The following is a 20,389-nucleotide window of genomic DNA, read 5'->3' as shown; positions in this document are numbered from 1 at the left end:
ACTACGCCTGCGCCAAAATCGCTACGCCGCTACAACAGATTTCATTGTCCACCTTTAACTGAAAGGTGATTTTATCCAGCGATTCGTTGGCGTTCAGTTGCAATATGAAGGTGTCGTTCGGACGAAGGAATTTCTGGAACTTGAGTTTATCGACGCGACTAAATGTCACTTCACGCCCCAAGAACGCGTTCACTTTTTCGCTAATCCATTGCAGCTCAATGACGCCCGGCACAAGCGGAAAATTGGCGAAATGATCTTTCAAATACAGCAAATCCAAAGGCACTTTGCCCGTCGCCTGATAATGCCGCTCATCTTTTTCCTGCGTAAACCAAATCGGATCATGCTGTGCTTCCACACAAGTGCGGTTAAATTCCAGCTTATTTATTTTCGATTGGCTGTTGCGCGGAAGTTTATCGATAAAACGCCAGAAACGCGGAATGGCGGTTTTGTCCTGGGTTTCCGCCAAATAATCTTTGAACTGTTCGATGAGATAACGACGCCCCTTTTCACGCAAAATTTCCACACCCTGCGCATGTAAACCGACCCATGCCGCCAAGCGAGGCACCTCGGGATGTCGCGCGATATAACAATCGTCCACCCAGTCATGTTGCAGCAATTTGCCTTCAATGCCGGCAAGGGAGGTGCGTTTATCGCCGATTTTCACAATGCGATCGCTACGCCCGAGCAGGCGGAAGCCGTCCGCTAAAAATTCCACCATATCGGCGGTTTGTTCGCGGGCGGACAACCAGCAACCTTCAATCCACAAGGCACCCTGTTCATCACTGCCTAATCGACTGTTCGGTAACGTTTGCCACAAATGAATGTCGTCACGAATGGCGATCGGGCCGGTTTCCGTGCTGCCATAGATCTCAATCACCGGTTGTTGCAACACCTGGCGCATTTGCTCGGAAATGTCTTCCGCCAATGCGCCGCCGGAAGAAATCACCCCCGCAATGGTTTGCGGCATTTTGGTATTCTGCCAGTCAATTCGCGACAACATAGTGGGGCTGCTGACTACCACGGTTTGCGTGCTTTTTTGCGCTTCGCTGATGATACATTCCGGATAAAACTGTTGTTTGCGCCCGATTTGCCAACCATTCACCAAAGACATCATGATATGCACGGTTAAGCCGTAAATATGCTGAATACTGACGGTGCTCAAGGCGGTAACGGTGTTATCCGCGTTAAACGGCAATGCCGTGGCAAGGGCTTCCGCACCAAGCCACATTTGTTCGACGGTTTTCACGATGGTTTTCGCTTCTCCGGTGCTGCCGGAGGTTTTCAGCCAGATTTCGGTCTGATTGGTGTAGTCAAAGAGCGGTGGATTTTGCGGGTGTTTTTCAATGTGGCGGGATTCACCAAAGCGATCAAACCATTCCGCTGTCGGTTGGTTTATGTCGCTGTCGGTGAGCCAGAGATCGGCATTTTCATTCACCCATTGAATGCTTTCCGGGGTGAAATTCGGTGGAAATAACACCCGCACATTGGCGTGCCACGCAGCTAATAAGGTGCACGCCAGTTTGGCACCGTCTTCCAGCCAAACGGTAATGGCTTGAATTTGACGTTGTTGTAATTCTGCGGAAATTTGCAGGGCTTTTTGCGCAAAATCTGCATAACGCCATTCGGGATGGCTCGCAATGAGGTTATTGTCGGTATATTTGGCGAACATTATTGTGCGTTTTGGCTCAGTTTCAGAACGGCTTTAACCACATCATCCACGGTGCGGACATTGCGGAAATCTTCCGCTTGTAATTTATGTCCGGTTTTCCGTTTAATGTGGTCGATTAAATCAATGGCATCAATGCTATCGATTTCCAAATCTTCGTACAGATTGGTGTCCGGTTTGATTCTCTCCGGTTCGATCTCAAATAAATATTCCAGCGCTTCACTGAGTAAGTCGCGGATTTCCTGTTCGGTCATGGTTATACCTCACCTTTTTGGCTGCGGATGAATTGCGCCAGCGTGGCGACGCTTGCAAAATGATCACGAAGTTGAGTTTGTTCGCTATCCAACTGTAAACCGAAGGTTTTTTGCACCGCCAGACCAAGTTCAAGGGCATCAACGGAATCCAATCCCAAACCGCTGTCGCTGAACAAGACAGTATCGTTATCAATGTTTTCAATACCAATATCTTCTAACGCAAGGCTATCAATAATAAGTTGTTTAAGCTGTTGTTCCAGTTCCATTTTCGTTGTCCTTTATATGTGTGTTGAAATAATTTTCCAGATATTTGGTTAAGCGGCGTGATGCCATAGGAATTGACTGTTCTTTCAGCCAATCTTGCGGGTCAATATCGTCACCAACAATCAATTCATAATGAATACGTTTGCGCGGGATTTTATACCACGGATGCCCTTTTTTTAAGCTGAGCGGATTCATCCGAATCACCACCGGCGTAATCACTTTGGCGCTGCGTAACCCGATGGATACCGCGCCGCGATTCAGTTTCACTTCGCCGTTCCAGCCTGTGCGCGTGCCTTCGGCAAACAGCAGTAACGCCTGTTGTTGCAACACTTCATGGCTTTGTTCCAACAGTTCTACGGATTCCGTATTAGGCAAAAAACCGCAGGCTAAAATTTGATTGCGCATGGTGGGGTTATCCAACAGCTCCTTTTTCACAATGCAATTCAGAGTTGGTGTTTTCCCCAAAATGAGCACCACATCCAATAAGGACGGGTGATTCGGCAAAATTAGCTGCCCGGTACGCCCAAGTTTTTCAAAGCCTTTATAACTCACCTCCAACACGCCGGCACAGGATAAATAGCGGATGAAATAATACCAGCTACCCCCAACAAAACGGCGCACTTTCAGTTGGGTTTGCAAATCGCCGTGTTTATGTTTACGTGCATAAGGATAAAGTACTAGTTGTAACAATGTGCCTGCCACGCCCCAAAACAGAAACCCGATGGTGGTGAACACAAAGCGGCGTAGCCAGTCTAGCTTTTCTGCCATAACCAAGCTCCCCCGGCGCTACTCGGCGTACGCCATTGCGTACAATCCAGATGTTGATTTTTCACCCATTCCAACGCCGTATCAGGAACATCGTCCGCTTTCGGTGCTTGATTAGTCAGGCTTAACTGATATTGCCCGCCCGCTTCAACCACCAATGCCAAAGCATAAATAAACGGCCGGCGCACCACAGGCTGCACGTTATAACGCAGCTCCAACGGCGATTCGGCAATCACCACCAACACTTTTTTTGCGCCTTCTTTGAGTAATAAATAGGCTTCCAATAATGCCACTTCCAAGTTGTCTTTATTTGCCGTTAAAGCGGTGGTTTCCGCTTTCACCTGACGGAACTCAGACCATTGGCCGATAAGGGCGTTATGCACCGACAAACTAAAGGAAGTCGGTGACACGTCACCTTCCGTCAATAATGAATACCATAACGTGAAATTCCGGTTAATTTCACTATTTGCGGAAGCGTACACTACAGGCAAATTGGATTGTTCCTCTACCAAATCCCAGGCGGCTTCAAAAAACAAACGGGCGGAATCGCTTAAACGACGACGTTTCAGCGGCGGAAGAAAAGCAAGTTTAGGCGAAAAATCGGCGAAATTTGCCTGATTTTGCTGCCAATGGGCATAACCCGATTTCCAATCCTCGGTGCTTAATTGCTTATTACACACGATTTTCCAATCGGCTATATTGAATGAAAACTGACAAATCGTTTGCGTCATGCTAGCTTATTGAAATAATTGATTAATCATTAAGTCTGTTTAACCTTGTAAGCCGACCTGATCAACACGATCGTCTTCATCGCCACGACGTTTATAAGATAAAAAAACCTAAGTTGCTTGACGGCGACGTCGCGCAAATCCGGTTTAGCTCCGGCGATAATACGGCTATTTCCTTTGACAGTGAAAAATAAAATACGATCACAATTGCCTTTTTCTTTCACCGGTTCGACTAAAATAGTAAAGATAAAAACCGGGTCAATTTTACCTAGGCTCCGGTTCGAAAGCAATTGGCGCACCGCAAGAACCATGTATTCGTTATCAATAAAAATGCTATACTTACGTACGGTTTTCATCTTTTTTACTATCAAAAGGAGATTTTCATGAAACTGATGACTAAATTAACCCTTGCCGTTGCGACTGTATTTATCGCCGCCTGTGCCCCGCGTGATACCACTCATCACTATGATATTCAAAGTGTATTGAATTCCCCTGAAGCACAGCGTTTCCTCAACCCGAATGTAAAACTTTACTTCGGTAAACCGGCACCGGGTAAAGTGGTGGTCGACAATGCTGTCACCAACAAGAAAACCAATGCTGCCAACAAATCTGACGAAAAAGCCTGCAAACGCGCTTTCTTGTCTGCCGTTAAGCAATTACAGGATAAAGCACAATCTTCCGGCGCCACCAAAGTGGGCAATATCGTCAGTTACTACAAGAAAAACGTTTATAAAAGTACCACTCAATATGAATGCCACGCCGGTCATCTTATCGCTGGTGTAGCCTTAAAAGGCGATATTGTGAAATAAGTACTGGTAAACAGAGATAACGGGAGGGTTTCGCGTCCTCCCATTATCCAGAAGTGATTTAATACAAGTTGCTAAAAACGCTCTGAAAACCAACCGCACTTTATCCGTATAACTGCAACAAATCCGTCAACTCATTCATCTCCACCGTCGGCAAAATATGCACTTCGCTAAATTCAGTGATGTCTTTTCCGCTCAAATTTAACCATACAGACTGACAACCTGCCTGTATGGCGCCCTGCACATCCGTGCCTAAATTATCGCCGACATGTAAAATCTGTTCCGGTAGAATATTAAAATAGTGAGCAGTTTGCAGAAATAAATCTTTATGGGGCTTTGCCCGCCCATGCTTACCGCCGCGTAACACCAAATCAAACTGATCAAAACCGATACGCACGGGATCCACATTGCCGTTGGTAATTGCCACCAATTTATATCGCGGTTTTAGCTGTTGCAGAACGGCAAAACTTTGTGGCGGCACGTCAATTTGATGGCGCCAATGTAAGAAGTAATCCATCGCGGTTTGCGAAACACCGGCAATTTCCACCGCACTTTTGCCCCGTTCTGCCAGCAATACCTGCAAACTGCGCAAGCGCCATAAGGTCACATCTTCTGCCATCAGCGGATTATGTTGTGCGGTGGCTCTTTTATACGCCGCCCACATTTCCAAACTAAAATCCGCCATGTGGCAATGTTGTTGCACGAAGGTGACGAATTTCTGTTCCGCCGTGGTGATGACGTGCGAATTGTCGTAAAGGGTGTCGTCTAAATCAAAACTAATCACCTGAAAAGGCATTAAAGTGCGGTAGAATTTCATGGCGTTTTTTCCCTTATTTTTTACGTTTCGCGCGCGGGTGCGCGGCATCATACACCGCCGCCAAATGTTGGAAATTAAGGTGGGTATAAATTTGTGTGGTGGATAAATTGCTGTGTCCGAGCAGTTCTTGCACCGCGCGTAAATCGGAACTGGCTTCCAGCATGTGGGTGGCAAACGAATGGCGCAATTTATGCGGATTTAAATGGCTGTTCAAACCTTGCCGAATGCCCCAGGTTTCCAAACGCATTTGGATTGCGCGGTGTGACATTCGGTTACCCAATTGGCTGACAAATAACGCATTGTCTTTCGGGTTAAATAACAACCGCACTTTCAGCCATTGCTGAATGGCGTGGGAGGCATAACGCCCGAATGGCACCACCCGTTCCTTGTTACCTTTCCCGATAACCCGCACTTCACGCGAGCGGAGGTGAATGCTATTGAGATTCAAGCCCTGTAATTCGGACAAGCGCAAACCGGAACTATATAACAATTCGATGATCGCCCGATCACGAATATCAATGGGTTCTTTGCTGTCATTGGCAAGTAACAGCTGCACCTGATCGGTGTCAATATTTTTCGGTAGATGTTTCGCCTGTTTCGGCGCGGAAATGCCCGTCGCCGGATTCACTTTCAGTTCGCCCTGTTGCACCAAATAAGTCAAAAAACGGCGCAACGCAGAAAGGCGCAACGCCAGACTTTTTTCTTTTAAACCGTCCTGCTTACTGCTTTGCGCCACCACATAACGCACCACGCTCGCCGTCACCTGTTGCCATTGCGTAATACCCGCGCCCTGTAGAATCGCTGTGACCCGCGCAAGCTGGCGCTGATAATTGCTCAAAGTATGCGGGCTGACCTGACATTCAACGCGCAGATAGGTGAAATAATGTTGCAAGGCATTTTGCATAAGCCACTCTTACAAACAAACCACGCCGTCATACACGTGGGTGGCGCTGCCGGTCATGTATAACGGATGCCCTTCGCCCTGCCATTCGATGGTCAAACTGCCGCCGGGCAAATCCACCTGCACTTCGTTATCCAACACGCCTTGCATAATACCCACCGCCACCGCCGCACAAGCGCCGCTACCGCAAGCCTGGGTTTTGCCGGTACCGCGTTCGTATACGCGTAGTTTGATGTGATGACGATTCACCACCTGCATAAAGCCCGCATTCACCCGTTCCGGAAAACGTTCATGATTTTCCAATAGCGGACCGAGTTGTTCCACATTGGCGGTTTGAATATCCTCCACCTGCACCACGCAATGCGGATTGCCCATAGATACCGCGCTGCACAGCACCGTTTGGATTTCCGTGCGCAGAATATAATTTTTCTCAAATTTATTGGCGGTAAACGGAATTTTATTCGGCTCCCAAATCGGTTCGCCCATGTTCACCCGCACGTTACCGTCTTCTTTCACGGTCAGCAGCATTTTGCCGTTTTGCGTGCTTACGGCGATGTCTTTTTTATTGGTTAAGCCTTTGAGCGTCACGAAACGGGCAAAACAGCGTGCGCCGTTGCCACATTGTGCCACTTCGCTGCCGTCCGCGTTAAAAATGCGATAATGAAAATCCAGTTCGGGATCATAAGGTGGCTCCACCACCAATAGTTGATCAAAACCAACGCCGCGATGGCGATCCGCCAGGCGTTTGATGGTTTCCGTCGGGAAGTAAATGTTCTGTGTCACCGCATCCACCACCATAAAATCATTACCCAAACCGTGCATTTTGGAAAATTGCATGTGTATCCTTAAATTATTCAAACGATGGCAAGCATTATAATCAGCCCCGTCGGTTGAGTAAATCGATTGCTTCTATACTTAATATGAAGAAAAAGTGCGGTCGTTTTTCACCGCACTTTTTGCCTGTTGTAAGCCGAAAGCATCCGCGTTATTGCTAAACACACCGACGATTTCGGCATTTATAAAGGAAGATTTGCAGGCATCAATTCGCTTGCAAATTGGTTCCCTCTTCGGAAGGAGTACAACGATTTTTTTCATTAGCGAATAATCACTTGTGCTTCGTCGTTGCCTAAATGTTGCACTTCACCAATCACCCAGGCATTTTCCCCTGCCTGATGCAATAAACCGAGTGCGGTTTCCACATCTTCCTGCGGCAACGCCACAATCATGCCTACGCCACAGTTAAAGGTGCGGTACATTTCATGGTCGGTAATATTGCCTTGTTGTTGCAGCCAACTAAACACCGCAGGCCATTGCCAGCTGTTTTCATTGATAACGGCTTTCACGCTCGGCGGCAAGACGCGCGGGATATTTTCCCAAAAACCGCCGCCGGTTAAGTGGGCGATGGCGTGCACATCAACGTGTTTGATGAGCTGTAAAATGGATTTCACATAGATTTTCGTCGGTGCCAATAAATGATCGGCTAACGGACGATCGCCCACCTGCGCTTCGGCAGGGTTCACGCCGGACAGGTCCACAACTTTACGAATTAAAGAATACCCGTTGGAATGCGGCCCGCTGGAACCCAAGGCGATTAATGCGTCGCCCACTTTCACTTCGGAGCCGTCGATAATTTCGGATTTTTCCACCACGCCGACGCAGAAACCGGCAAGATTGTAATCCCCTTGATGGTACATTCCCGGCATCTCCGCCGTTTCCCCGCCGACCAATGCGCAACCGGATTGTTCACAACCGTTAGCAATGCCTTTAATTACGCTCGCGGCAACATCCACTTCTAATTTGCCGGTGGCGTAATAATCAAGGAAAAACAACGGTTCCGCACCTTGCACCACTAAATCGTTTACGCACATAGCAACCAAATCAACCCCGATGGTGTCGTGACGCTTTAAATCGATCGCCAAACGCAACTTTGTGCCCACGCCGCCCGTGCCGGAAACTAAAATCGGCTCTTTATATTTTGCCGGAATAGCGCACAATGCATTGAAACCGCTCATTACTTCCGGACGTGTTGTACGTTTGACGTCGGATTTAATACGTTCGACTAAGTCGTTACCGGCGCTAATGTCCACGCCGGCATCTTTGTAACTTAAGGATTGTTTGCTCACGATGGTTTCCTGTTAATTGCTTGAACGAAAATGATACATATTGTACCACGCTTACAAAATCGTTTGCGATATGGGCATGGGATTTTTCTGTTCGGTGGTGCTTTCAGTTAGCTATTCTACGGGAATTGTGCCAAAATGAAGTCATAGGAAAATAAGAGGTCGGAATGCAAAAGGAGTCTGATATGAAAAAAACGATCGTAATTCTCACCGCACTTTTATTGGCTGCCTGTACAAATCCCCCTGCAACCCAAACCGCCTCCGCCAAAAATGCCGACATTCCGCCACAACAAGAGGTGCCGATTACCCCGCCGAAAGACACCAAAAACGGCTTTCTACAACTCATGCCGGGCATTTTTTATTATGTGGATATGGATTCCATTTGGGTGGATAACCAAGACAAACGCCTGATTCATTTTGATGCGGTGATTAATTTAGATAAAGGGCTGTATGTGTTTAAAGAATATCCGGCGCTTTTCGCCAAATCCATGCGCCAGTATAAAATCCTGAACTGCGAAAACTTCTATTTCACCCACGTACGCAGCGATTTCTATGCCGATTTCTGGGGCGACGGCATCCGCACCGCACCAAAACGCCAGTCCCAACACACCATCACGCTGCAACCGCAATCTTCCCTGTATATTCTGGGGCAAGTGATGTGCGCCAATATGTATCGACGGAAGTAGGACAAAAAAGTGCGGTGAATTTTCACCGCACTTTCAATACAGTCCCACAAAAAAGCCATTTAGCATTCACTAAATGGCTTTTTAATCATTGAGTTAATGGCTTATTGTTTTGCCACGATTTGACCGTCCACGTAGTCCACATCAATCACTTTATCAGGCAGCAAGGCGCCGGATAAAATTTGTTGTGCCAACGGATTTTCGATTTCTTGCTGAATTGCCCGTTTGAGCGGACGTGCACCGAAAATCGGGTCGTAACCGATGTCGCTGATGAAATCAAGGGTAGCATCGGTAAAGTTCAACACATAGCCATGAGTTTCCATGCGACGGGTTAAGCGTCTTAATTGAATATCGGCAATTTGACGAATATTTTCTTTGTTCAACGGGTGGAACATGACGGTTTCGTCGATACGGTTGATAAATTCCGGACGGAAATAACGACCGACCACTTCCATCACCATGCTTTTCACGGTGTCGTACCCTTCCTGTGCGTGATCCTGAATCAAGTCGGAACCGAGGTTGGAGGTCATAATCACCACCGTATTGCGGAAATCCACGGTTCTGCCCTGTCCGTCGGTGAGACGACCGTCGTCCAACACTTGCAACAGAATGTTAAACACATCGTGATGCGCTTTTTCCACTTCGTCGAGCAAAATCACGGAATACGGACGGCGACGCACCGCTTCGGTTAAGTAACCGCCTTCTTCATAGCCCACATAGCCCGGAGGTGCGCCCACCAAACGGGACACGCTGTGTTTTTCCATGAACTCGGACATATCGATACGCATCATGGCATCTTCGCTGTCGAATAAGAAGGACGCCAAGGCTTTGCACAACTCGGTTTTACCCACACCGGTCGGACCTAAGAATAAGAAGGAACCAATCGGACGGTTCGGATCGGAAAGACCGGCGCGGCTACGACGAATAGCGTTCGCCACGGCATCCACCGCTTCGTTTTGACCGATAACCCGTTTGTGCAGAAATTCTTCCATGTGCAATAATTTTTCTTTTTCGCCTTCCATCATTTTAGCGACCGGAATACCGGTAGCGCGGGAAAGCACTTCGGCGATTTCTTCGTCGGTCACGCGATAGCGTAACAGACTCATTTCTTTGCCCTCGGCACCTTCCGCTTGGGCTAATTGTTTTTCCAAATCCGGAATTTTGCCGTATTGCAATTCGGACATTTTGCTTAAATCACCAGCGCGGCGTGCTTGTTCCATTTGCGTGCGGGCATTTTCCAATTCCGCTTTAATGTGTTGCGTGCCGGACAGCGCGGCTTTTTCCGATTTCCACACTTCTTCTAATTCGGCATATTCACGTTCTTTTTCCGCCAATTCTTTTTCCAGCATTTCCAAACGTTTACGGCTGGCATCGTCATCTTCTTTTTGCAACGCCTGTTGTTCCAGTTTGAGCTGGATAATACGGCGATCCAAACGATCTAACGGTTGCGGTTTGGAGTCGATTTCCATCCGAATGCTGGATGCCGCTTCGTCGATTAAGTCGATGGCTTTATCCGGCAACTGACGATCGGAAATATAACGATGAGAAAGCGTTGCCGCCGCCACGATTGCCGGGTCGGTAATTTGTACATGGTGGTGGATTTCATAACGCTCTTTCAAACCGCGCAAAATGGCGATGGTGTCTTCCACGCTCGGTTCGCCCACAAACACTTTTTGGAAACGACGTTCAAGCGCCGCGTCTTTTTCAATGTATTGACGATATTCATCCAAGGTAGTGGCGCCCACGCAATGCAATTCACCGCGCGCCAAACTTGGTTTGAGCAGGTTGCCTGCGTCCATCGCGCCGTCGGTTTTACCCGCGCCCACCATAGTGTGAATTTCATCGATGAACAAAATCACTCTGCCTTCTTCTTTGGCGAGTTCGTTTAACACCGCTTTCAAACGTTCTTCAAATTCGCCGCGATATTTCGCCCCGGCGATTAACGCGCCCATATCAAGCGACAGCACACGTTTGTTTTTCAACCCTTCCGGCACTTCGCCGTTCACGATACGCTGTGCCAAACCTTCCACAATGGCGGTTTTACCCACACCCGGTTCACCGATAAGCACCGGATTGTTTTTGGTACGGCGCTGCAACACTTGAATGGTGCGGCGGATTTCCTCGTCACGTCCAATCACCGGATCCAATTTGCCGCTTTCTGCGCGGGCGGTTAAGTCGATAGTATATTTTTCGAGTGCTTGGCGGCTTTCTTCCGCATTTTGATCATTCACTTTTTGTCCTCCGCGAATCTGCTCGATGGCTTGTAAAATCTGTTCTTTTTTCGCACCGCACTTTTTCAAAATCTCGCTCAGGGTGCCTTTTTCTTCTAAAGCGGCAAGCAAAAAGATTTCGGACGAAATAAATTTATCCTGCCGTTGTTGTGCCAATTTGTCACATAAATTCAAGATGTTAAGCAACTGACGGGAAATTTGCACATTGCCGCCGTTGCCGGACACTTGCGGGAGCTTGGCAAGCTCGTTGTTGATTTCGTTACGCAATAAAGCGACGTTTACGCCGCCGGTGGTGAGAATCGGTGCTATGGAACCGTCTTGTTGATTTAACAAGGCGCTCAATAAATGTACCGGTTCAATAAATTGATTATCCTTGCCGACCGCCAAAGATTGTGCTTCCGCCAAGGCTTGTTGGAATTTTGTGGTAAATTTTTCAATATTCATAATGTTTTCCCTTGAGTGTTCCAATGGATATTCTGTTGAACATTTATTCGCCAAAATTAAATAAGATCGTTTTAAAAGATTTCAAGGGAAAAATGCAAAAATTTTCATTTTGCCTATTGACTTTTCGGGCTTGATAGGTTTCGCTTCATTTGAACTTTTCACATGAAATTTTGTTCTAACGAGAACATTTATTGTATATTTTGTTACCTAAAAGTGCGGTGCTTTTTCACCGTGTTTTTTCATTCATCAGAAAAGGAAGAAAAAATGAAATCATTAAAATCGCTGCTTGCTGTAGCCGTCGTGATGACCGTTTCCACCACCGTATTCGCCGAAGAAAGCGTGTTCACGGAAGTCAAAGACGGGGCGAAATCCGCCTGGCAAACCGTTAAATCCGATGCCAAAACCGTGGGCGGTAAAGTGAAAGAGGGCGCGGTGAAAGTCAAAGACGCGACCAAAGAGAAATTCGTTGAAGCGAAAGAGGCGACTAAAGAGACCTTTACCAAAGCCAAAGATGCTACCAAGGAAAAATTTGCTGAAGGGAAAAAGGCGGTAAAAGACACCTTTCAAAATGAAAAACCGGCGCCGGTAGAAGATAAATCCACCGCCAAAGAGAAAAGTGCGGTGGAAAATAAAGCCAAAATCACACGCAGCAAAAAAGTGGATATTAACACTGCCGACGCAGCGACTTTAGAAAACCTATCCGGTATCGGTGAAGCAAAAGCTAAAGCAATTGTGGAATACCGTGAGAAAAACGGGAAATTTAAGAACCTGAATGACTTATCCAACGTGCCGGGTATCGGTGACGTGACCTTAGAAAAAGTCAAATCCCATGTGCGTTTTAACTAATCTTGACGGGTAAAAATAAGGGCTGTTCAACACAGCCCTTTGTTTTTGAAAGTATTTTTTGAAATTCGGTAATTATTTGACCAATTGCACCAAAATACGGCGAATCGGTTCTGCCGCGCCCCACAATAATTGGTCGCCCACGGTGAACGCCGCCAAATATTCCGGTCCAAGATTGAGTTTGCGTAAACGCCCGACCGGAACGCTCAATGTGCCGGTGACTTTGGTCGGTGTTAATTCGCGTAATGTGGTTTCTTTGTCGTTCGGGATCACTTTCACCCACTCGTTGTGCGAAGCCAAAATTTGTTCGATTTCGGCAAGCGGAATGTCGCGTTTCAATTTGATGGTGAAGGCTTGGCTGTGGCAACGCAACGCGCCGATACGCACGCATAAGCCATCCACCGGAATCGGGTTATCGCTCAAGCCCAGAATTTTGTTGGTTTCTGCGTAACCTTTCCATTCTTCTTTGGTTTGACCGCTTTCCAATAATTTGTCGATCCAAGGAATCAGGCTGCCCGCCAACGGTGCGCCGAAGTTATCAATCGGGAAGTCTTTGTCGCGCATTTTGGCGGTCACGGCACGTTCAATGTCTAAAATGGAAGAATTCGGATCCGCAAGTAAGCCTTTCACTTCGCCGTTTAACTCACCCATTTGCACCAATAATTCGCGCATATTTTTCGCACCGGCACCACTGGCGGCTTGGTAAGTGGCAACGGAGATCCATTCCACTAAATCTTTTTCAAATAAACCGCCTAACGCTATGAGCATCAAGCTGACAGTACAGTTACCGCCTACATAGGTTTTCACGCCGTTTTTCAAGCCTTCGCTGATCACGTGTTGATTCACCGGGTCCAACACGATAATCGCGTCTTCTTCCATACGCAATGCGGACGCTGCATCCACCCAGTAACCGCTCCAGCCGGTGGCTTTTAATTTCGGATAAACTTCGTTGGTGTAATCGCCGCCTTGGCAGGTGACGATAATGTCCAGTTTTTTCAGTTCTTCAATGTCGAACGCATTTTTCAAGGTGCCGGCGTCTTTACCGCCGAATGTCGGTGCAGCTTGTCCTGCTTGAGAAGTGGTAAAGAAGATCGGATTGATATTCGTAAAATCATTTTCCTGCTGCATACGATCCATTAAAACGGAACCCACCATTCCGCGCCAACCGATAAAACCAACGTTTTTCATAAGTTTGTCCTTCTAGATGAGATTGAAAAGATGTTGTGTAAAGGCTTAATTAATAGCAAGAGATCACGCACAAAAGCAAGTATTTTTCGATATTTTTTTGCTTTTAAAAAATAATCGAAAAAACGACCACACTTTTTTAAATGCTCGCATTTTCATCAATGTCGGTGCCACGATCGTAAAGGCTTAATCAATCAACCCTGCCTTCACCAGAAACCGATAAATGCCGTCTTGGTCGATAGGATCCGCCACATGATCGGCGATGGCTTTTAATTTCTCATGCCCGTTGCCCATGGCGACGCCGACACCCACGCGGCTTAACATTTCCAGGCCATTTAAACCGTCACCGAACGCCATCACATTTTCCATTGATAGCCCTAAATGCTTCACCGCCGTTTCAATGCCGCGCACTTTGGAACCTTCCGCGTCGAACAAATCCACGGATTCCTCATGCCAGCGCACCATGCGCAAGCCATCCAATAAACCGCAATTTTGCACTAATTGGTCTTGTTCTTCACGGTAAAAAGGCAGAATCTGACTAATCGCATGGCGTTCAAAAAATGCTTTATCCACGGCATAATCCGTGGTAATCACATCAAAGGAGCTGGTCACCCGTGCATTTTTCTCCGACACGTTCACCGCGTCATCGGTAATAAACGCATAGGCAATATGATGTTGGTCGAAGAAATAGGTTAAGCGACGAATTTGCTCGGTTGGAATGGTATGCTTGGCAATCACTTGATTTTTGTGGGTCACGGATTGTCCGTTCATGGTCACGAACAACGCCATGCCTTCCTGCTCAACCAGCTGTTTCACCTGCCACGGGAACATGGTGCGCGAACGCCCGCTGGCAATGGCGGGAATAATGCCGTTTTGTTTGAGTTTGCGAATAAACAACGGCACGCTTGCGGGTAAATGATCCTGTTCTTTCATAAACAGGGTTTCGTCGATGTCAAAAAAGATCACTTTAATTTGGTCACGATAATTCGGGATCGTCATACTGTCTCTCTTTATTTAAAGCAAAAATGTCGCCGGATTTTATCATTTTTGCGAGGCGGATCCTAAACTCGATGAAAAAACATCGGAAAAAACTACCACACTTTTATGATGCGCCATTTCCATCCCTAAAAGTGCGGTCAATTTCATGAACGTTTTTCAATCCTGCTGCGTGCATTGCCACACGCCGCTTAAACTTGCCAAACATGGCTTATGCAGCCGTTGTAACCGCACCATTCAGCGTTTTGCCTATTGCGGTTGCTGCGGCGCGGAATTGGCGGAAAACGTATTACATTGCGGAAACTGTTTGCGGCAGGAACCGGCGTGGGATCGCATGGTGATTATCGGGCGTTATAACGAACCGCTTTCCACCTTAATTCATCGCTTTAAATTCCAAAATCAATTTTGGCTTGACCGCACCTTAGCCCGCCTGCTGTATCTGGCGATTCGCGATGCGCGTCGCACTCATCGGCTACCTTTGCCCGAGGTGATTCTTCCCGTGCCGTTACATCATTTTCGTCAATGGCGACGCGGTTATAATCAGGCGGATTTACTGGCGCAGCAATTAGCTAAATGGTTCAAAATTCCCGTTGATAACGGTTTGCTTCTCCGCACCAAACGAACACCGACACAGCGTGGCTTAACGACAAAAGATCGGCGCCACAACCTGAAAAATGCTTTTCGAATTTCAACCAACGACAGACATTTTCCTTATCGTAGCGTGGCGTTAGTGGACGATGTGATCACCACCGGCTCCACCTTAAACGAAATCGCCAAGCGGTTACGCCAAGCCAACGTGGTACATATTCAGGTGTGGGGGCTTGCCCGTACATAACGCTCCCTTAAAAGAAAAGGCTAATCCGCTTTTTTATTATAGTAAAAGGTAGAAAAAAAACGGCGTGAGGCGTATCATATCCGACAAATTTAATCTGATTTTATTGTGGGAGAGTTATGCAACAAATTACTATTTCAGAAGCGGCGCAAGCGCATTTTCGCCGTTTATTGGATCAACAGGAAGAAGGCACTCATATTCGTATTTTCGTAGTCAATCCCGGCACGCCGAATGCCGAATGTGGCGTTTCTTACTGCCCACCGAATTCCGTTGAAGCCGACGACACGGAAATCAAATACGACAGTTTCTCCGCCTTTGTAGACGAAATCAGCCTGCCGTTTCTGGAAGATGCGGAAATTGATTACGTCACCGAAGAACTGGGCGCGCAGCTCACCTTAAAAGCGCCGAATGCCAAAATGAGAAAAGTCGCGGACGATGCGCCGCTAATCGAACGGGTGGAATATGTCATTCAAACCCAGATCAACCCGCAATTGGCAAGCCACGGCGGCAAAATCACCTTATTGGAAATCACCGATGACGGCTATGCCATTTTGCAATTCGGTGGCGGTTGCAACGGCTGTTCCATGGTGGATGTTACCCTGAAAGACGGCGTGGAAAAACAATTGGTCAATATCTTTCCGGGCGAATTAAACGGCGCCAGGGACGTCACCGAACACCGACGCGGCGAACATTCCTATTATTAAGCCAAAAGAAAACCACCCGATGAGGTGGTTTTTTGTCCGTAACAACTATTTTGTATGACGTTCTTTCAATTTCTCAATCATATCCGCCCAGTTTAAATCCGCGTTCTGCAATAACACCGTGAGGCGATAATGCAAAATCTGCACTTTAGCTCCAATTTAAAATTTTTTCCAGTTTACTGAAAAAATCTAATTCGGTTCATGCGGTAGGTGTCTAAAACAGCTTTCCGTACCGGTATGGCAAGTCGGTACGACAGGACTCGCCAAAATCAACAACGTATCCTGATCATCGCAGTCCGGACTCATATCCACCACGTTCAAGAAATTTCCCGAGGTTTGCTTTGCGCCCATGAAAAGAATGTCACTCTCTTCCTCACTAAGGTTTTTCAAAGTTTCTCTCCGGGAAATTAATATTTCACAGATTATGAAATTTTGTCTGAGAACAGGGAGGAGATTATTGCTTTTTTGTATGAATTTTTTCAAAGAAAAAATCCGTTCATTATTTTTTCGCCATTTTCCCTATCAAAATAGTCAACACCATCATACCTAATGCCGGAATTAACCACGCCAAACCATTGTCATATAAAGGGAAATTTTCAAGAAGCCGTTTTACGCCGGCAGGCAATAATTCCACGTTATTCAAGCTGTCGCACAAACTAAAACAAACGGTGATGATGATAGTGGCGTTATAGGTCAATTTCACCCATGGTAGTTTGGCGCGTACCATTTGTAACACCACCAGCATAATTGCCACCGGGTAAATTAATAACAAGGCGGGAATGGTCACTTGTAATAGTTTGGTTAAGCCGTTTTCGGAAATGATTGTAGTCATGATGGTAAAAAATACTACCCAGAAGGAATATGGCAAGCGGTTAGAAAATTTGGCAAAGTAGTAAGCGCAGGCGCTGGTAACACCTACAAGAGTAGTTAAACTCGCTAAGAAAATGATGCCTGACATAATCAAGGAGCCTTCTTTGCCGAACAACACGCCTACATAGCGGGAGAAAATTTGTCCGCCGTTGTTTGCCCCTTGCGCTACTGCGTCACTGGTGGCACCAAGGTAGAATAAGGAAAAATACAGTGCAGCGAGTAATACCACTGAAATACAGCCGGCGAAAATGGTGTAACGCATGATTTTATGCGGCTCGGTGACATTTTTACTGCTTAATGCTCGGGCAACGATACCGCCGAAGGCGATCGCTGCCAACACATCCATGGTTTGATATCCACTGATTAAGCCTGTAGTTAGTACAGAACCCTCGGCATAGGCTTTGCTTGGCGCAGAGATCTCAGATAATGGGGAAATAAATACGGCAGCGGTAACCACCACCAATAACACCAATAACGCCGGCGTCATAAATTTGCCTACGCTGGAAATAATGGTGTTCGGTTTTAACATGAATAACATGGCGATAATGTTAAATGCCACGGCGAAAATCAGGTGGTTCGCGGAGGTGTCCGCCACAATCTCCAACGGTACCAACGCCATTTCATAGGCGACATTGGTAATGCGTGGCATGGCGAAAGTGGAACCAATCACCAAATATAAGGTGGCTAAAAACAGTACTTCTGCCCATTTCGGTAAATCGCGGGTGAGCTCTTCGCCGCGCCCTAAAACCGACACAACCACCAGTGTAATAAACGGCATTAATACGCCGGTGAGCACGAATCCTAAAGCAGCGATCGCCCAATGCTGCCCTGCGGTGTAGCCTTCCATAGGTGGAAAAATAATGTTTCCTGCGCCTAAAAACAGCGCGAAAATCATCATTCCTAAAACAACAATATCTTTACGTGAAAACATAATAAATTTCTCTTGTGATAAAAAGCCACGATATTCTACTACAAAAGCCTTACGATTCGTAATAAAATCATACAAAACGCAGAGAGTCATGACCGCACTTTTTCCATAATTCACCCATGCGAAGATTGAGTTAATCCTGCCTTTGTTGTAAACTATGCTCCCGTCTTGATAGATTATATTTATCCTAATTTTTCCATCCATCCCAATAGCAACAATATAGGTTTCTTATGGCTACCAATTATATTTTCGTCACAGGCGGCGTGGTTTCTTCGCTTGGTAAAGGCATCGCGGCGGCATCGCTTGCGGCAATCTTAGAAGCGCGTGGTTTGAACGTCACGATCATGAAACTCGACCCTTATATCAACGTTGATCCGGGTACCATGAGCCCGACTCAGCACGGTGAAGTGTTCGTTACCCAAGACGGCGCAGAAACGGACTTAGACTTAGGTCACTACGAGCGTTTTATTCGCACCAAAATGACCAAACGCAATAACTTCACCACCGGCAAAATCTATTCCGAAGTATTACGCAAAGAACGTCGCGGTGACTATTTGGGCGCCACCATTCAAGTGATTCCACACATTACCAACGAAATCAAAGCACGTGTTATTGACGGCGCGGCAGGGCATGACGTGGTAATTGTAGAAGTGGGTGGTACCGTAGGCGACATCGAATCGCTTCCGTTCCTTGAAGCCTTGCGTCAGCTTGCGGTGCAGGTTGGTCGCGAACGCACTATTTTCATGCATTTAACCTTAGTGCCGTACATTCCGACTGCCGGCGAACTAAAAACCAAACCGACCCAACATTCTGCGAAAGAATTATTGTCCATCGGCATTCAGCCGGACGTACTCATTTGCCGGTCTGACCGCATGATCCCGCCAAACGAACGCGCCAAAATCGCTTTATTCTGTAATGTGCCGGAACGCGCGGTGATTTCTCTGAAAGATGTGTCATCCATTTATCAAATTCCAGCATTGCTGAAATCTCAAGGGCTGGGCGATTTCATTTGCGATCGTTTCCATTTAACCTGCCCGGAAGCGGATTTGTCCGAATGGGAGCAAGTGTTGTATCAACAAGCTAACCCGACGGGCGAAGTAATCATCGGCATGGTGGGAAAATACACCGAATTACCGGACGCTTACAAATCCGTGAACGAAGCCCTAAAACACGCAGGTTTAAAAAATCGCTTAACCGTAAACATTAAATATATCGACTCGCAGGACGTGGAAACCAAAGGCGTTGAAATCTTAAAAGGCTTGGACGGCATTTTAGTACCGGGCGGTTTCGGCTATCGTGGCGTGGAAGGCAAAATCCTCACCGCCAAATATGCACGCGAAAACAGCATTCCATATTTAGGCATTTGTTTGGGAATGCAAGTAGCGTTAATCGAATTCGCCCGCAACGTTGCCGGCATGAGCCACGCAAACTCCTCAGAATTCGACCGCACTTGTGAACAGCCAGTGGTAGGTTTAATCACCGAATGGCAAGACGCCGACGGCAACACCGAAGTGCGCAGCGACGAATCCGACTTAGGCGGCACTATGCGTCTTGGCGCACAAAAATGCCACTTAGCGGAAGGCAGCCTGGCACGCAAATTATATGGCACCGAAACCATCGAAGAACGCCACCGCCACCGTTACGAAGTAAACAACGTCCTGCTTCCGCAAATTGAAAAAGCGGGTTTGAAAGTCACCGGATTATCCGCCGATAAAAAATTGGTAGAAATCATTGAAGTGCCGAACCACCCTTGGTTTGTCGCCTGCCAATTCCATCCGGAGTTTACCTCCACCCCGCGCGACGGCCACCCGTTATTTGAAGGCTTTGTAAAAGCGGCAAAAGACAATCAGAAAAGATCCGACTAACGGATGCTGAAAACGAAACAAAAGTGCGGTCATTATAGAGGGTATTTTTCCATTTAGCGAATCATGCCAATAAAAACCCGAGACTGGCTCGGGTTTTTGTTTATAGCTAGACAACGTCTAGCTATAAACAAAACCGTACGCTATGCGTATGGAATCAAAGAGCTTAAGCGGTCAACATAAAAAATCCTCACTATATAAGAATAAGGCTGACAACCCAAATTCAAGATATAGGAGGATAAGTCAATGGTAAGTAAAGCCAATGACGATTCAAGTCTATCACATACCAAATGGAACTGTAAGTATCACATCGTCTTCACCCCGAAATATAGAAGAAAAGCCATTTACGGAAGGCTTAGAACGGATATAGGTAGCATATTAAGGCAGTTATGCGACTATAAAAATGTGGAAATAATAGAAGCGCACGCAATGAAAGAGCATATTCATATGCTTCTAAAAATTCCGCCGAAATTATCGGTATCAAGTTTTATGG

General features: G+C 46.8%; 21 protein-coding genes and 2 pseudogenes. 7 read left to right on the top strand and 16 right to left on the bottom strand.

Annotation, left to right across the window (positions count from 1 at the left end; genetic code table 11):
• Position 1 precedes the first annotated feature (1 nt).
• The 6 genes from A3CS_RS0101220 to A3CS_RS0101195 are packed head-to-tail and all read right to left on the bottom strand — an operon-like array spanning position 2 to position 4,033.
• Positions 2 to 1,669, bottom strand: coding sequence for an AMP-binding protein (locus tag A3CS_RS0101220; RefSeq protein ID WP_005545147.1), 1,668 nt, complete (start codon positions 1,667 to 1,669; stop codon positions 2 to 4).
• Positions 1,669 to 1,920 carry an acyl carrier protein gene (locus A3CS_RS0101215; protein ID WP_005545149.1) on the bottom strand — a complete coding sequence of 84 codons (252 nt, stop codon included), beginning with the start codon at positions 1,918 to 1,920 and terminating at the stop codon, positions 1,669 to 1,671. Before A3CS_RS0101215 ends, A3CS_RS0101220 begins: the two co-directional genes overlap by 1 nt.
• A gap of 2 nt (positions 1,921 to 1,922) precedes the next feature.
• Complete coding sequence (locus A3CS_RS0101210; RefSeq protein WP_005545151.1) at positions 1,923 to 2,186, bottom strand: phosphopantetheine-binding protein; 264 nt, start codon at positions 2,184 to 2,186, stop codon at positions 1,923 to 1,925.
• Positions 2,164 to 2,952: a lysophospholipid acyltransferase family protein gene (locus tag A3CS_RS0101205; RefSeq protein WP_005545153.1), complete on the bottom strand. Its 789-nt coding sequence runs from the start codon at positions 2,950 to 2,952 to the stop codon at positions 2,164 to 2,166. The genes A3CS_RS0101210 and A3CS_RS0101205 overlap by 23 nt, the downstream gene beginning before the upstream one ends.
• On the bottom strand, positions 2,937 to 3,680 hold the full coding sequence (locus A3CS_RS0101200; RefSeq protein ID WP_005545155.1) for a beta-ketoacyl synthase chain length factor: 744 nt from the start codon (positions 3,678 to 3,680) through the stop codon (positions 2,937 to 2,939). The genes A3CS_RS0101205 and A3CS_RS0101200 overlap by 16 nt, the downstream gene beginning before the upstream one ends.
• A 29-nt stretch (positions 3,681 to 3,709) precedes the next feature.
• Positions 3,710 to 4,033 (bottom strand): hypothetical protein, encoded by a 324-nt coding sequence (locus tag A3CS_RS0101195; RefSeq protein ID WP_005545157.1) that lies wholly within the window; start codon positions 4,031 to 4,033, stop codon positions 3,710 to 3,712.
• A gap of 27 nt (positions 4,034 to 4,060) precedes the next feature.
• Between A3CS_RS0101195 and A3CS_RS0101190 the strand changes: the two genes are divergently transcribed.
• Complete coding sequence (locus A3CS_RS0101190; protein ID WP_005544252.1) at positions 4,061 to 4,486, top strand: hypothetical protein; 426 nt, start codon at positions 4,061 to 4,063, stop codon at positions 4,484 to 4,486.
• A gap of 100 nt (positions 4,487 to 4,586) precedes the next feature.
• Here A3CS_RS0101190 and A3CS_RS0101185 read toward each other — a convergent pair whose 3' ends face one another.
• The 5 genes from A3CS_RS0101185 to purM form a co-directional block, all read right to left on the bottom strand.
• Positions 4,587 to 5,300 (bottom strand): HAD-IA family hydrolase, encoded by a 714-nt coding sequence (locus tag A3CS_RS0101185; RefSeq protein WP_005545162.1) that lies wholly within the window; start codon positions 5,298 to 5,300, stop codon positions 4,587 to 4,589.
• Positions 5,301 to 5,313: 13 nt separating this feature from the next.
• Positions 5,314 to 6,204: a tyrosine recombinase XerC gene (gene xerC, locus A3CS_RS0101180; protein WP_019518154.1), complete on the bottom strand. Its 891-nt coding sequence runs from the start codon at positions 6,202 to 6,204 to the stop codon at positions 5,314 to 5,316.
• Positions 6,205 to 6,213: 9 nt separating this feature from the next.
• A complete protein-coding gene (gene dapF, locus A3CS_RS0101175) occupies positions 6,214 to 7,038 on the bottom strand; it encodes a diaminopimelate epimerase (RefSeq protein WP_019518153.1) in 825 nt (274 codons plus the stop codon).
• A 78-nt stretch (positions 7,039 to 7,116) separates the two neighbouring features.
• Positions 7,117 to 7,296 carry a hypothetical protein gene (locus tag A3CS_RS0101170; RefSeq protein WP_005544245.1) on the bottom strand — a complete coding sequence of 60 codons (180 nt, stop codon included), beginning with the start codon at positions 7,294 to 7,296 and terminating at the stop codon, positions 7,117 to 7,119.
• Positions 7,296 to 8,324, bottom strand: a complete 1,029-nt coding sequence (gene purM / locus A3CS_RS0101165) for a phosphoribosylformylglycinamidine cyclo-ligase (protein WP_012820874.1) — start codon at positions 8,322 to 8,324, stop codon at positions 7,296 to 7,298. The genes A3CS_RS0101170 and purM overlap by 1 nt, the downstream gene beginning before the upstream one ends.
• A 182-nt stretch (positions 8,325 to 8,506) precedes the next feature.
• Between purM and A3CS_RS0101160 the strand changes: the two genes are divergently transcribed.
• Positions 8,507 to 9,007, top strand: coding sequence for a surface-adhesin E family protein (locus tag A3CS_RS0101160; RefSeq protein ID WP_005545169.1), 501 nt, complete (start codon positions 8,507 to 8,509; stop codon positions 9,005 to 9,007).
• 101 nt (positions 9,008 to 9,108) lie between these two features.
• Here A3CS_RS0101160 and clpB read toward each other — a convergent pair whose 3' ends face one another.
• Positions 9,109 to 11,679, bottom strand: a complete 2,571-nt coding sequence (gene clpB / locus A3CS_RS0101155) for an ATP-dependent chaperone ClpB (RefSeq protein ID WP_005545173.1) — start codon at positions 11,677 to 11,679, stop codon at positions 9,109 to 9,111.
• 264 nt (positions 11,680 to 11,943) lie between these two features.
• On the opposite strand from clpB, the gene A3CS_RS0101150 reads away from it, so the two are divergent.
• Positions 11,944 to 12,525, top strand: coding sequence for a ComEA family DNA-binding protein (locus tag A3CS_RS0101150; RefSeq protein WP_005568669.1), 582 nt, complete (start codon positions 11,944 to 11,946; stop codon positions 12,523 to 12,525).
• A gap of 72 nt (positions 12,526 to 12,597) precedes the next feature.
• On the opposite strand, the gene asd is transcribed toward A3CS_RS0101150, so the two are convergent.
• A complete protein-coding gene (gene asd, locus A3CS_RS0101145) occupies positions 12,598 to 13,710 on the bottom strand; it encodes an aspartate-semialdehyde dehydrogenase (protein ID WP_005545176.1) in 1,113 nt (370 codons plus the stop codon).
• Between the two features lie 183 nt (positions 13,711 to 13,893).
• The gene (locus tag A3CS_RS0101140) at positions 13,894 to 14,706 is read right to left on the bottom strand and encodes a Cof-type HAD-IIB family hydrolase (RefSeq protein ID WP_019518152.1); all 813 of its coding nucleotides are present in this window, start codon (positions 14,704 to 14,706) and stop codon (positions 13,894 to 13,896) included.
• A 145-nt stretch (positions 14,707 to 14,851) separates the two neighbouring features.
• Between A3CS_RS0101140 and A3CS_RS0101135 the strand changes: the two genes are divergently transcribed.
• Both A3CS_RS0101135 and nfuA read left to right on the top strand, forming a co-directional pair.
• The gene (locus tag A3CS_RS0101135; protein WP_005545181.1) at positions 14,852 to 15,538 is read left to right on the top strand and encodes a DNA utilization protein GntX; all 687 of its coding nucleotides are present in this window, start codon (positions 14,852 to 14,854) and stop codon (positions 15,536 to 15,538) included.
• A gap of 116 nt (positions 15,539 to 15,654) precedes the next feature.
• Entirely contained in the window at positions 15,655 to 16,239 is a 585-nt protein-coding gene (nfuA, locus tag A3CS_RS0101130) for a Fe-S biogenesis protein NfuA (RefSeq protein ID WP_005539159.1), read from the top strand.
• 45 nt (positions 16,240 to 16,284) lie between these two features.
• Here nfuA and A3CS_RS1000000111835 read toward each other — a convergent pair.
• Together A3CS_RS1000000111835 and brnQ are read right to left on the bottom strand one after the other, a co-directional pair.
• A pseudogene (locus A3CS_RS1000000111835) lies at positions 16,285 to 16,719 on the bottom strand (phosphoribosyl-AMP cyclohydrolase).
• A 16-nt stretch (positions 16,720 to 16,735) separates the two neighbouring features.
• Positions 16,736 to 18,238: a branched-chain amino acid transport system II carrier protein gene (gene brnQ / locus A3CS_RS0101120; RefSeq protein WP_372595692.1), complete on the bottom strand. Its 1,503-nt coding sequence runs from the start codon at positions 18,236 to 18,238 to the stop codon at positions 16,736 to 16,738.
• 26 nt (positions 18,239 to 18,264) lie between these two features.
• On the opposite strand from brnQ, the gene pyrG reads away from it, so the two are divergent.
• Positions 18,265 to 19,899: a glutamine hydrolyzing CTP synthase gene (gene pyrG, locus A3CS_RS0101115; RefSeq protein WP_005545189.1), complete on the top strand. Its 1,635-nt coding sequence runs from the start codon at positions 18,265 to 18,267 to the stop codon at positions 19,897 to 19,899.
• A 243-nt stretch (positions 19,900 to 20,142) separates the two neighbouring features.
• Positions 20,143 to 20,389 (top strand): annotated as a pseudogene (gene tnpA, locus A3CS_RS0101110) (IS200/IS605-like element ISAac1 family transposase); the annotation flags it as partial.

The sequence above is a fragment of the Aggregatibacter actinomycetemcomitans DSM 8324 genome (assembly GCF_000372365.1).
GTDB lineage: Bacteria > Pseudomonadota > Gammaproteobacteria > Enterobacterales > Pasteurellaceae > Aggregatibacter > Aggregatibacter actinomycetemcomitans.
This window is presented reverse-complemented; position numbering and strand designations above follow the sequence as displayed.